Here is an 11,892-nt window from a genome sequence, read left to right on the forward strand (position 1 = left end):
CACCGCGCCCGACACATGGCAGCATGGGCCCAGCGTCGGCCGGAACGGGAGTGGCGGACGGGGACTCATGAGCAGCCGGTGGGAGCTGAGGCGCCCGCGGCGCAGCGGTCCGGGCGTGGGCCCGCCGGTTCGGGCACAGGCCCCAGCGATGCCCGGCCCACGGGTGGAAGGCGGCGGCGATGCGGTGGTTGGTGGGGTGGAGCAGCACCGCGGCGGGCCGGGCCCGCGTCCCCGGCGGCCTGGCCGAAGGCAGCCTGTGCCCCGTGGGCGGCCACCGGCTCTGGGGCGGCACCGACCCGCTGTGGGCGGTGGGCGACTGGCGCCCGGACGAGGTCCGCGTCGTGGACGGCGGCCGGGACGCCCACCTCGCCGTCTTCGGCCACTGCGGCGCCGGTGACGAGGACCTGCGCGTCGGCCTGCGCGCCGCCCGCGGGGGAGCCCTGCGCCACCTCACCTCCTGGCCCGGTTCCTACACCGCCGTCGCCCGGATCGGCCGGCGCGTGGCCGTCACGACCGACCTCGCCGGCGCCCGGCCCGTCTTCCACACCCCGTTCGCGGGGGGCACCGCCTACGCCACCGCCGCGCTGACCCTCGCCGATCTCGTGGAGGCCCAACTCGACGTCGGCCACCTCGGCGCCCTGCTCGCCATGCCCGACGTGCCCGAGGCCCTCGGCGACAGCACCCCCTACACCGGCGTCCACCGCGTACCGCCGGGGCACGCGCTGATCCTGCGCGAAGGCGGCTCCCGGGAGATCGCGAGCTACGAGCCCGCCGCGCCCACCGTCGTCGCCGCCCCGCCCGTGGAGGCCGACGCGGCGGTGGGCGCGGTGCGCGACGCCCTCGTGGACGCCGTCCGGGTCCGGCTGGCCGCGCCCCGGCACGTCCCGGACGCCTACACCGCCGCGCCGGAGGCCGCACCGGACGCCGACGGCACCCCGGGCACCCCCGGCGCCGTCCGTCCCGACGGCCGACCCGGCGACGCGCACGGACCGCACGGGGCGCACGGACCGCACCGGGCGCACGAGCCGCGCGGGGAGTACGAGCCGCGCGGGGAGTACGAGCGGTACGCCGCGTACGGGCGGGGCGCAGGCGGGCACGTGCCCGGCGCCCGCGACGGCCGCGACCCCGGCCCCGTGCCCGGCCTGGGCCCCGACGCCCGCCGGGGGACCCCCGCCCCCGGCCTGGGCGCCGACCTCTCCGGCGGGGCCGCCTCCGCCACGCTCGCCCTGCTCGCAGCCGGCCTGCCCGGCGTGCCCGGCACCATCGCGGGCGCCCCGGGAACCGTCGCCGGACAGCGGCTGCTCGCCGTGACCTTCAACGACCTCACGGCCACCGCCGACCCGGCGCGCCAGGACGAGCTGGAACGCGCCCGCGCCGTCGCCGCCGACCCCCGGCTCCACCACGTCGTCGTCACCGGGCACGAGGAGGCGCTGCCCTACGCCGGGCTGTGGGACCTGCTGCGGCTGCCGCTGCCCGACGAGCCCGGGCCCGCGCTCGTCGTCGCCGCCCGGCACCGGGCCAGGCTGGCCGGCGGCAGCGCCGACCAGCTCACCGGCTACGGCGCACGCCAGGTGTTCGACGCCCACCCGGCCCGCCTCGCCGACCTGCTGCGCGACCGGCGCCGCCGCCACCTGCTGCGCCCGGCCGCCGCGCTCGCCGCCGCCGAGGGCGCCCCGCGCGGCCGGGCCCTGCTGGTGCCCTTCGCGCTCTACCGGGCGGCCCGCCGCCTGGCCCGCACCCCGCACCGTGACGGCGTGGCCGCCGCCGCCCGCCGCCTGCGCGCACGCGACCTCACCGGCTCCGGCCACCCCGAGGAGGACGGCGCGCTGGAGGCGTCGCTGGCCGCGCTCGCCTGGTGCCGCCCCGGCCCCGCCGCCCGCTGGATGACCGGCGAGGCGCTCGCTGACGTATCGATTCGCCTGGAGCACGCCGCGCGGCGTGCCGACACCGGCGACGGGCTGCGCCCGGGGGTGCACCGGGCCCGCGCCGCGCTGGCCCGGCACGCCGCCGACTACCGGGCGCTCGAACAGCTCGCCGCCGCGCGCGGGCAGCGGCTGCACGCCCCGTACCTGGACAACCAGGTGGTCCGCGCCGCCCGGGAGCTGCCCGAGGCGCTGCGCGTGCGACCGGGTGCGCGCGCGTCCGTCCTGCGCGCGGTCCTCGCCGGGGCCGGGGCGCGCGACCTGCCGCCCGGCTGGGGCTCGCCCACGCACGCCGCGCACACCGCCGCCCTCCGCGCCGGGCTGCGGGCGCACGGCGAGGAACTCCTCGACCTCTTCGCCACGTCCTGGCTCGCCCACGCCGGCCTGGTGGACGCCCACGCGCTGCGGGACGCGCTGCACGCCGCGGTGCGCGGGGAGGCGCTCCCGCCGGACGGATTGGCCGAACTCGTCTCCACCGAGCTGTGGTTGCGGCGGCTCACCCAGCGGCGCGGCACGAGCTGGACGGGCGCCGCCGCGCCGCGCAGCCGCGCCGTCTCCGCCGGGGTGCCGGGGCGCACGGTGGCGGCCCGCCCCGCCGCCCCGCTCGAAGGAGCCTGACGCGGGCCGCCCGCGTCACCGGCAGTGGAGCACGGAACGCGCCCAGTCCGCCTGCGTCACCGACCCGTACGGCCCGTGCGGCTCGACCACCAGGCTCACCACCCGCACCCCGGCCAGCGGCACGCGCACCGGCACGGGCGGCTCGCCACCGCGCACCACGCCGGAGCGCCACAGCGGCCGCCCGTCCCCGAGCACGCTGAAGCGCGCCGCGCCCAGGCCCAGCGTCAGGTCGTCCACCCCGGCGAGCGCCTCGTAGCCGGTGCACTCCCGCCGCAGGTCCACGAGCACGGTGGACGGCGCCTGGACCGTGATCCCGTGCGGGTACGTCCGGCCGCCGACGCGCAGCGGCCCGCGCGGCCACACCGGGCTGCTCCCTTCGACGCGCACGGCCGGACCGTCGCCGCCCAGCACGTCGAACGGCAGCGTGCTGAGCCGGTACGCGACCGGGGCCGGCGGCTCGGGCGGAGCGGTCGGCGGCGCCGACGTACGCGACGGGGCCGGGGCCGGGGACGGACTGGGCGGCGGGCCGGGGGACGAGGGTGGTGGGGCGGACGGCTCGGGAGGCGCCGTCTTCGGGGCGGCCTCCGGGGGCGGAGGCGGAACGGTGGACGGGGCCGTGGCCGGTGTCGCCGACGCGCGCGGGGCGGGTGGCACGGGCGCCGGGGGCTCGGGTGCCGGTCGCGGGGCCCGCGTGACCGGGGGATCGGCCGGTGCGGTGGGAGCGGGGGACGGCCGGGCCTGCGGCGGAGGCGGCTCGCCCGGCTGCGGAGCACCGGCCAGCGCCAGCACCAGCGCCACGGCCGCCGCCGCGGCGGCCAGCACCGCGCCGGCCCCGGCCTTCACCGGCGCGCCCACCCCGGCCCCTCCGGTGCCTCCGGGGCCGGCCCCTGCCCCGGTGCCACCGCCCGCGCTCGCTCCGGCTCCGGCTCCCGCGCCCGCGTTCGCCCCGGCTCCGGCTCCCGCGCCCGCCGCCGTGGCGGTGGCCGTGCCGAGCGCTCCCGCGCCGGCGGCCTGGGCCGTGTACTCGGCGGCGAACCAGCCGATGACGGCGACCGGGAGCAGGCCGCGCAGCCGGGCGTTGAGGTCGCTGAGCTCCAGGGCCGCCGTCCGGCACCGGGCGCAGCCCTCCAGGTGCCGGCGCACGCCGCGCTCGGCGCGGGTGCGCAGGGCGCCACGGGCGTACGCCCCGAGCCGGTCCGCGTGCTGCGCGCAGGAGCCGCCCGTCGTCAGCGCGTCGCTGACGTGGGCTTGCAGGTACGCCTGGCGCAGCCCCTCGCGGGCCCGGTGGGCGAGGACGGCGGTGGCGTTGGGCGTGAGCCCGAGCAGCGGTGCCACCTCGTGCGGCGGCGCCTGCTCGACGGTGGTGTGCCACAGCACCGTCTGCCAGCGCTCGGGCAGGGCGCGGAAGGCCCGCACCACCAGCGCCTGCTCGGCCGCGTGCAGGGCCCGCACGTCCGCGCCGAACGCCAGGGTCTCGTCCGCCGCGGCCCGCCGTCCGCCCGCCGCGGCGACGGCGAACGCCGCGAAGTCGTCGACCAGGTGCTCGCGGCGCCGGGTGCGGACCCAGTGGGCGGCGGCGTGCCGCACCGCCGCCAGCAGGTAGGGGCGCACCGCCGTCCGCGGGCCGCTTCCGCCGCGCACCGCGAGCAGGGTGCGCGCGAAGACCTCGTGGGTGAGGTCGTCCGCCGTGTCGGCGTCCCGGCAGCAGGCGCGCGCGTACCGCCGCACGGCCTCGGAGTGCCGCCGGTAGAGCTCGCCGTAGGCCTGCCCGTCGCCCTCGCGCATCCGGGCGAGCAGCTCCGCGTCCGCGACCCCGGCCCGCGCCCCCTCGGCGGGCCGTTCCGCCTCGCCGCGCGGGGCCGGGCGCTGAGGCGGTACGGCCTGCCCACCGCGCCCGCGGGCGTGCCGCGGGCCCGTGCGGCCGGACCGGCGCGCGGCGCGCCCGCCCTGCTGCGGCACCCTCGGTCCCGTCGGTCCCGTCGGTCCCGTCGGCCGCCCGGGCCCGGCCACCGGGCGTGCCCCGGCTCCCTCCGCTCCGTCGCGCGCCTCGCCCGCTCCGTCGCGCGCTCCGTCCGCGCCACCGCGCGGCTCGCGCTCCTCAACGCCCATCGTGGCCGCCCCCACACTCCCAGCCCAGCACCGGGTGAGCGTGGCACGCCGGGAACGCCCGCGGCCGGGGTCCGGGCGTGAATCACCCGGGCGGGGCGGCCTCGGACGTCAGTGCGACGCGGCGTCGCTCAGCGTTCCGGGCGCGCGCGCAGCCCTTCCAACAGGATGTCCAGCAGCCGCAGGGAGGCCTGCTCCTGCTGCTCGGCGTCCGGCAGTGCGGGGGCGGCGGTGGCGATGACGAGCAGGACGTCCCCCACGGTGACGTCCGGCCGCAGCGCACCCACGTCCCGCGCCCGGCGCACCAGCTCGCCGACGACCGACAGCAGTTCGGCCGAGTCCGCGTCCACCGGGACGCCCGGCGCCCCGGCCGCCTCCGGTGCCGCCCCGCCCGGCGCCCCGCCGGCGTCGGCGGGTTCGCCGGCGTCGACAGGCCCGGCGGCTTCCGCGGGCCCGGCGGTTTCCGTCGGTATGACCGGCTCACCGGGTCCACCCGCCCCCGTGGCCCCGGGCCGACGCTGCTGCGGCACGTGCGGCCCCGCCTCGGCGTCGCCGGGGTCCGCCACCGGACCGGGCACCGCTCCCACGCGCAGGACCTCCGGCGGCAGCAGGCGCCCCGCCCCGGAGGCGGCCGAGGTGCGCAGGAACGAGGCCAGCGCCGGCCACGGCTCCTGCTCCCGCCACAGCGCCGTGCGCGCCTGCTCCGTCAGCCGCGCCGTCTCCTCCCGGGCTATCCGCCGGACGAGCACGTCCTTGCTCGGGAAGCGCCGGTACACCGTGCCCACGCCCACCCGGGCGCGGCGCGCCACGTCCTCCATCGGCGCGCCGTAGCCCAGCTCGCCGAAGACCTCGCGTGCCGCACGCAGCACGTGTTCCAGGTTCCGCTGGGCGTCGATCCGCAGCCGGGCGGGTTTGCCCTGCGCACCGCCGACACCGTCGGCCTGGCCCGGGGCGCCCGCCGCGCCCGCCGGCGCCGTCTCCGTACCCGGCTCGCGCTCACCGGTGCCGCCCGGGCCCGGCACCGCGTGCGGCACCACACCACCCGGCGCGTCCCCCGCGGCGGGCCCGGGCGACCCGTCCGCCTCGCCCGGTCGGCCCGAGGCGTGGGCCGTGGCCCTGCCTCCCGCGCCTCCCGCGCCTCCCGCGCCTCCCGCCACGAGCGCCATACGGCCGCGCGGCGCCGGGGCCCCCTCGACGGCGCGCTCGCCGCGCACGTCCTGAACCGCGCGCCCGTTGTCGCCGCCGCGGACCTCCTGGACGCCGCGGACCTCCTGAACTCCGCGCATCTCCCGGACGCCGCGCATCTCCTCCGCGCCGTGCAGGTCATGAACGCCGTGAATGCCCTGAATACGCATGGGTCTTCCCCCGAAAATCACTGTCTCCCCCCGGAGACTCCCCTCCTGTGAACGCCGGGCTTCCAGCACCCTCCCCGCCTCACCCCGGCCGTACGAACATAGTTGACCCCAGGTCACGACAGAAGAGGGCTGACTCCCGGCGCGTCCCGCCGTCGGGGATTACTCCATTCGGCGTGGCCCGCGCGCCTCCGGGCACGCGCGGCGCAACCCCGGCTGAACTGCGCCTTTCCCTGCGCTATCCATCTGGCGAGCCATCCGGAAGGAAAGCCTCCACTCGTCGTACAAATTCGTCAGCCCTGTGGACAAACACGTGCCCGCAGGTGCGTCATGGATGAGTGACGCGAGGACAGGGGTCCCAGTTGACGAAGGAACCGGTGCGCATTCTGGTGGTCGGCGGCGGCTACGTCGGCATGTACACCGCGCTGCGCCTGCAGAAGAAGTTGAAACAGGAACTGAAGCAGGCGCGAGAGGGACGGGGCGGCGTCGAGATCGCTCTCGTCAGCCCCGAGCCGTACATGACGTACCAGCCCTTTCTCCCCGAGGCCGGAGCCGGGTCGATCTCACCGCGCCACGTGGTCGTGCCGCTCCGCCGGGTCCTGCCGCACTGTCGCCTCGTCGTCGGCGAGGTCAGGGGCGTCGACCACGCCGAGCGCACCGCGACCGTCGAGACCGTCGCCACGCGGGACGAGGGCGGCGCCCCGCGGCGGCTGCGCTACGACGAGCTCGTGCTCGCCCCCGGCTCCGTCTCGCGCACCCTCCCCGTGCCCGGCCTCGCCGACGTCGGCATCGGCTTCAAGACCGTCGAAGAGGCCATCGGCCTGCGCAACCACGTGCTCGAACAGCTCGACATCGCCTCCTCCACGCGCGACCCGGCCGTCCGCGACGCCGCCCTCACCTTCGTCTTCGTCGGCGGCGGCTACGCCGGTGTGGAGGCACTCGCCGAGCTGGAGGACATGGCCCGCCACGCCTGCCGCTACTACCACAACCTCCGCCCCGAGGAGCTGAAGTGGATTCTGGTGGAGGCCACCGGGCGCATTCTCCCCGAGGTCGGAGAGGAGATGGGCCGCTACGCCGTGCGCGAGCTGCGCGCCCGCGCGGTCGACGTCCGCCTCGACACCCGCCTGGAGTCCTGCCTCGACCGCGTGGCCGTCCTCAGCGACGGCGCGCGCTTCCCCTGCCGCACGCTGGTGTGGACGGCGGGCGTCAAGCCGCACCCCGTGGTCGCCGCCACCGGTCTGCCGCGCACCGGACGCGGCAGGCTGCGCTGCACCGCCACCCTGCGCCTGGCGGACACCGAGCACGCCTGGGCGGCCGGAGACGCCGCCGCCGTACCCGACCTCACCGCCGACGAAACCGGCGCCGAGTGCGCCCCCAACGCCCAGCACGCCGTCCGCCAGGCCCGCGTCCTGGCCGACAACCTGGTGGCGGCCCTGCGCGGCGGCGAGGAGACGCCCTACCGGCACGCCTACGCCGGTTCCGTCGCCTCGCTCGGTCTCCACAAGGGCGTCGCCCGCGTGTACGGTCGCAGGCTCAAGGGCTACCCCGCCTGGTTCATGCACCGCGCCTACCACCTCAGCCGCGTCCCCACGTTCAACCGTAAGGCCCGCGTCCTGGCGGAGTGGACCCTCGCCGGGTTCTTCAAGCGGGAGATCGTCTCCCTCGGCTCCCTGGAGCATCCACGCGCCGAGTTCGAGCTGGCCGCGGGCGACGGCCGACGGCCGCGCGAGGACTGACGGATGTCAGTGCCGTCGGACACACTGCTCATGTGACGATGGGTGGGTCCATGGCGGCACTGCGTGACGACCATGAGCCATCATGGACGCATCACGACGTCCGGGCGGGCCGCCTCCCAGCCCGCCCGGCCCGCGGTCCGCCGCGGCCGCACCACGCTTCCATCCCCAGCAGAATCGGACCTGAACCGCAGTGAACTTCACGCGCTGGAGCGCCCGACTGCCCGGTACCCCGCGACGCACCTTCGCGCGCGCCGGTCGGTCCGCCGACTCCGTGCCCGCCTCCGGCTCCGGCCGCGAGGTGCCACCGGCCCGCCGGTCGCTCCGCGGCCGCGCCGCCGCCGGCCCCGAAGCGTCGGCCGCGCGCACCGCCCACGGCCCGCGCCCGGACGCCGCCCGCGCCGCCGCCGGCGAGGAGCCGGCCTCCCGCCCCGCGCCCGGACCGGACGGGCTGTCCGTGGCCCACGTCCTCGGCCGCATCCCGGCCCTCGTCGCCCTCGTCCACGGCCCCGAACACCGCGTCGCCCACCTCAACGCCGCCTACCGCGAGGTCTTCGGCGACCGCCGGGTGGGCGAACCCGCCCGCGCCTGCCTGCCCGAGCTCGTCGAGCTGGGCCTGCTGCCGCTCATGGACCAGGTGCTGCGCAGCGGCAGGCCGCGCACCGTGAAGTCACGCCGCGTCAACGGCCACGGCAAGCACGGCTACTACACCTTCACCTGCACCCCGCTCGACCTCGCGGCGGACGGCCGCCCCGCGCCGCCGGGCGCCCGCCCCGAGCGCGGCGTGCTCGTGTTCGCCGCCGACGTCACCGACCAGGTGGAGTCCGCCGAGCGGCTGCGCGCCAGCGAGGCCCGGCAGCGCGAGGCGGCCGTCACCCTCCAGCGCAGCCTGCTGCCCCAGGGCCTGGAGCAGCCCGACGACCTGCGGGTGGCCGCCACCTACCGCCCCGGCGGCACCGACGCGGCCGTCGGCGGCGACTGGTACGACGTCATCACCCTCGGCGCCGGACGCACCGCCCTGGTCATCGGCGACGTGATGGGCCGCGGGGTGCGTGCCGCCGCCGTCATGGGCCAGCTCCGCACCGCGGTCCGCGCCTACGCCCGGCTCGACCTGCCCCCGCACGAGGTGCTGCAACTGCTCGACGGCCTCGCCGCGGAGATCGACGCCAGCCAGATCGCCACCTGCGTGTACGCCGTGCACGACCCGAGCGAGGGCACGCTCAGCTACGCGTCCGCCGGCCACCCGCCCGTCCTGGTGCGCGCCGCCGACGGCACGATCCACCGGGCCGAGGGCCCCACCGGCCCACCGCTGGGCACCGGCGGCTGGCTCTACACCTCCGGCTCCGTGGCCTTCCCCGTGGGCGCCTGCGCCGTGCTCTACACCGACGGGCTCGTCGAACGCCGGGACGCCGACATCGACGACGGGGTCGCCACCCTGGAGCGCGCCTTCGCGGGCGCCACCGGCACCCCGGACGTCATGTGCGACCGCCTCCTGCGCGCCCTGGGCATCACCGCCGAACACGACGACGACGTCGCCCTGCTCGTCCTCCAGCACCCCAGCCGCGAGGGCGAGGACGCCGAGCTGTTCCGCAACGCCTCGCTCGACCTGCTCGGCGGCGTCGAGGCCGCCCCGCGCGCCCGCGCGTTCGCCTCCGGCGTGCTGACGTCCTGGCGCTTCCCCCGCGAGCTGCACGACCTCGGGGTGCTGGCCGCAGGCGAGCTGGTCGCCAACTCGCTCCAGCACGGCGTCCCGCCCATGCGGCTGCGGCTGCGGCGCACCGACCGCCGGCTCATCGTCGAGGTCACCGACGGCGACGACCACCTGCCCCGGCGCCGCCGCGCCGACCCGGGGGACGAGGCGGGCCGCGGCATCTCCATCGTCGCGACCATCGCCTCCAACTGGGGCTGCCGACGCACGCCGGACGGCGGCAAGGCGGTCTGGTGCGAGTTCGCCCTGCCCGGCTTCCGGCCGGCCCCGGCCCTCACCTGACCCCCGGCGGCTCCGCCCGCGGGCTCACGCCGGGACGGCCACCGGCCCCTCGGCCTCCCGCGCCGGCGCCGCGGCGGCCTCCCGCAGCCGCGGATTGTCCTGAACCGGCGTCAGACGGCGGCCGAGCCGCAGCGCGAGCACCGCGACACCCAGCGAGCAGGCCACCAGCAAGACCACGTACGAGGCGTACGCGCCCCGCGCCGCCATGACGCCGCCCACCGCCGGTCCGACGGCCACGCCCACCTGCTTGACCAGCGCGAACGCCGAGTTGTACTGGCCCACCATCCGGCGCGGCGCCAGGTCCGCCACCAGCGGGGCGACGGTGGGCGAGAGCATCGCCTCGCCCAGCCCGAAGAGCGCGTAGGTGCCGACGAACAGGGCCGTCGCCACCGCCGGGGCCTGCGGGACGAGCCCGGAGGCGCCCGCCGCGAGCCACGCCACCGTCCACACCACGCCCACGAGTGCGACGACGCGGCTCCGCCGGTGCCCGTCCACCAGGCGCAGCACCACGAACTGGGCGACGACGATCACCCCGGTGTTGGCGAACAGCGCGAAGCCCAGCGTGCTCGCCGAGACGCCGGTCACCGCGGTGCCGTACGCCGCGAGCCCGGACTCGAACTGCCCGTAGCAGGTGAAGAAGAGCACGAAGCCCAGCACGCAGAGCAGCAGCATCGCCCGGTCCGCGAGCAGCCTGCGCCAGCCCGCCGCCGGCGTGCCGGAGTCCGCCGGAAGCGGCTCCGCCACCCCCGCGCCGCGCGGCAGCCGGACGGTCAGCAGCACACCGGCCAGCACGGCGAACATGAGCGCCTCGATGCCGAACAGCAGGGTGAAGCTCGCCGGGGCGTGCTCGTCGACGATCTGCCCGCCCAGCAGACCCCCGGCGCCCATGCCCAGGTTGATCAGGAAGAACTGGGTGGCGAAGGCGCGCGAACGCGTCTCCGTCGTCGAGCTCCACACGATCATCGTGGCGAGCGCGGGTTGCAGGACGGCGATGCCGCCACCCATCACGGCCGCCGACGCGGTGACGCTGGACGCCGTCCCGGAGAGCCCGAAGCCCAGCGAGCCCACGGCCGCCGCCGCGCTGCCCGCGAGGGCGACCGGCAGCGGGCCGTGCCGGTCGATGACCCGCCCCACCAGCGGCAGCACGAGCAGCGAGGCGGCGGCGAAGACGGCCAGGACGAGCCCGGCCGTGGTCGCCCCGAGCCCGCGCACGTCGGCCACGTAGAGGAAGAGGTACGGCACGGTGAAGCCGCTGCCGAACGCGCTGAGGGCGTTGCCGCACTGGATCCGGCGCAGCGTCGCGCCCGTCTGGGTGGTCACACTCACCTTCCCTGGGTCGTCTGGTCGTCGTCCTGGTCCCCATGACGACGACCAGAGACTTCGAAGTTAAAGTTCGAAGCTAAAGAGTACACAGGGAAAGCCTTCGACGCTAATCGCCCGCGTGCGATACTGCGGGGCATGCCCGACGACCCACGGCCCTCGCTCGACGAGCAGATCGCGATCTACCAGCGCGAGTACCGGCACCTCGACCCCCAGGTCGAACGCGTCGTCAACGCGCTCTCGCGGCTCGACCGGCGGATGAACGTCGCCTTCGGCCGGCAGCTCGCCACCCACGGGCTGAGCAACGCCGAGTGGGAGGTCCTCAAGGAGCTCGTGATGGCCGGCGAGCCGTACCAGCTCTGGCCCGGCACGATCGCCAAGCGGCTCGGCCTGACGCCCGCCGCCATGACGCACCGGATCGACCGCATGGTCGACGCCGGCCTCGCCACCCGCGCGCGCGACGACGACAACCGGGTCCGCGTCATCATCGGCCTGACGGACCAGGGGCGCGAGAAGTGGCTGGAGGTCATGCGCGAGGCCACCACCTTCGAGGCGGAACTCCTCCAGGACCTCACCACGGCCGAGCGCACCCACCTCGGTGACCTGCTCATCCGGCTCCTCGACCGGGTCTCCCGACACCTCGACTGAGCCGGGTTGACACGGGGCGGGCCGCTCCGTAGAGTACTTCGGGTTGTCAGCGGCCCATCGTGTCGCGTGACGGCATCTCCGCCACTTCCGGTGGCACCCACTACGAGCACGGCAAACCCCCGCTGGGGGCTGTTTCGGCATGCCGAAATCGCGTCCAGAACGGCTGATTTTGAATGGCCGGGGAAATCGCCTAAAGTGGTGGA

At 77.3% G+C, this 11,892-nt stretch carries 7 protein-coding genes; 4 read left to right on the forward strand and 3 right to left on the reverse strand.

The window, feature by feature from the left end:
• Positions 1-179 precede the first annotated feature (179 nt).
• The gene (locus OSB71_RS17375; RefSeq protein WP_265949054.1) at positions 180-2,540 is read left to right on the forward strand and encodes an asparagine synthase-related protein; all 2,361 of its coding nucleotides are present in this window, start codon (positions 180-182) and stop codon (positions 2,538-2,540) included.
• A 15-nt stretch (positions 2,541-2,555) separates the two neighbouring features.
• Here the strand turns inward: OSB71_RS17375 and OSB71_RS17380 are convergent, their stop codons facing one another.
• Together OSB71_RS17380 and OSB71_RS17385 are read right to left on the reverse strand one after the other, a co-directional pair.
• The gene (locus OSB71_RS17380; protein ID WP_441005704.1) at positions 2,556-4,649 is read right to left on the reverse strand and encodes a sigma-70 family RNA polymerase sigma factor; all 2,094 of its coding nucleotides are present in this window, start codon (positions 4,647-4,649) and stop codon (positions 2,556-2,558) included.
• A gap of 128 nt (positions 4,650-4,777) precedes the next feature.
• Positions 4,778-5,812, reverse strand: a complete 1,035-nt coding sequence (locus OSB71_RS17385) for a TetR/AcrR family transcriptional regulator (RefSeq protein WP_416237283.1) — start codon at positions 5,810-5,812, stop codon at positions 4,778-4,780.
• 548 nt (positions 5,813-6,360) lie between these two features.
• On the opposite strand from OSB71_RS17385, the gene OSB71_RS17390 reads away from it, so the two are divergent.
• Positions 6,361-7,734: an NAD(P)/FAD-dependent oxidoreductase gene (locus OSB71_RS17390; protein ID WP_265949057.1), complete on the forward strand. Its 1,374-nt coding sequence runs from the start codon at positions 6,361-6,363 to the stop codon at positions 7,732-7,734.
• Positions 7,735-7,924: 190 nt separating this feature from the next.
• Positions 7,925-9,721, forward strand: a complete 1,797-nt coding sequence (locus OSB71_RS17395) for an ATP-binding SpoIIE family protein phosphatase (protein ID WP_265949058.1) — start codon at positions 7,925-7,927, stop codon at positions 9,719-9,721.
• A gap of 24 nt (positions 9,722-9,745) precedes the next feature.
• On the opposite strand, the gene OSB71_RS17400 is transcribed toward OSB71_RS17395, so the two are convergent.
• Positions 9,746-11,041 carry an MFS transporter gene (locus tag OSB71_RS17400; RefSeq protein ID WP_265949059.1) on the reverse strand — a complete coding sequence of 432 codons (1,296 nt, stop codon included), beginning with the start codon at positions 11,039-11,041 and terminating at the stop codon, positions 9,746-9,748.
• A gap of 138 nt (positions 11,042-11,179) precedes the next feature.
• On the opposite strand from OSB71_RS17400, the gene OSB71_RS17405 reads away from it, so the two are divergent.
• Positions 11,180-11,689, forward strand: coding sequence for a MarR family winged helix-turn-helix transcriptional regulator (locus OSB71_RS17405; RefSeq protein ID WP_265949061.1), 510 nt, complete (start codon positions 11,180-11,182; stop codon positions 11,687-11,689).
• The last annotated feature ends 203 nt before the right edge of the window (positions 11,690-11,892 follow it).

Origin of the sequence: Streptomyces marinisediminis (genome assembly GCF_026262575.1) — a bacterium.
GTDB classification, from domain to species: Bacteria; Actinomycetota; Actinomycetes; order Streptomycetales; family Streptomycetaceae; genus Streptomyces; species Streptomyces marinisediminis.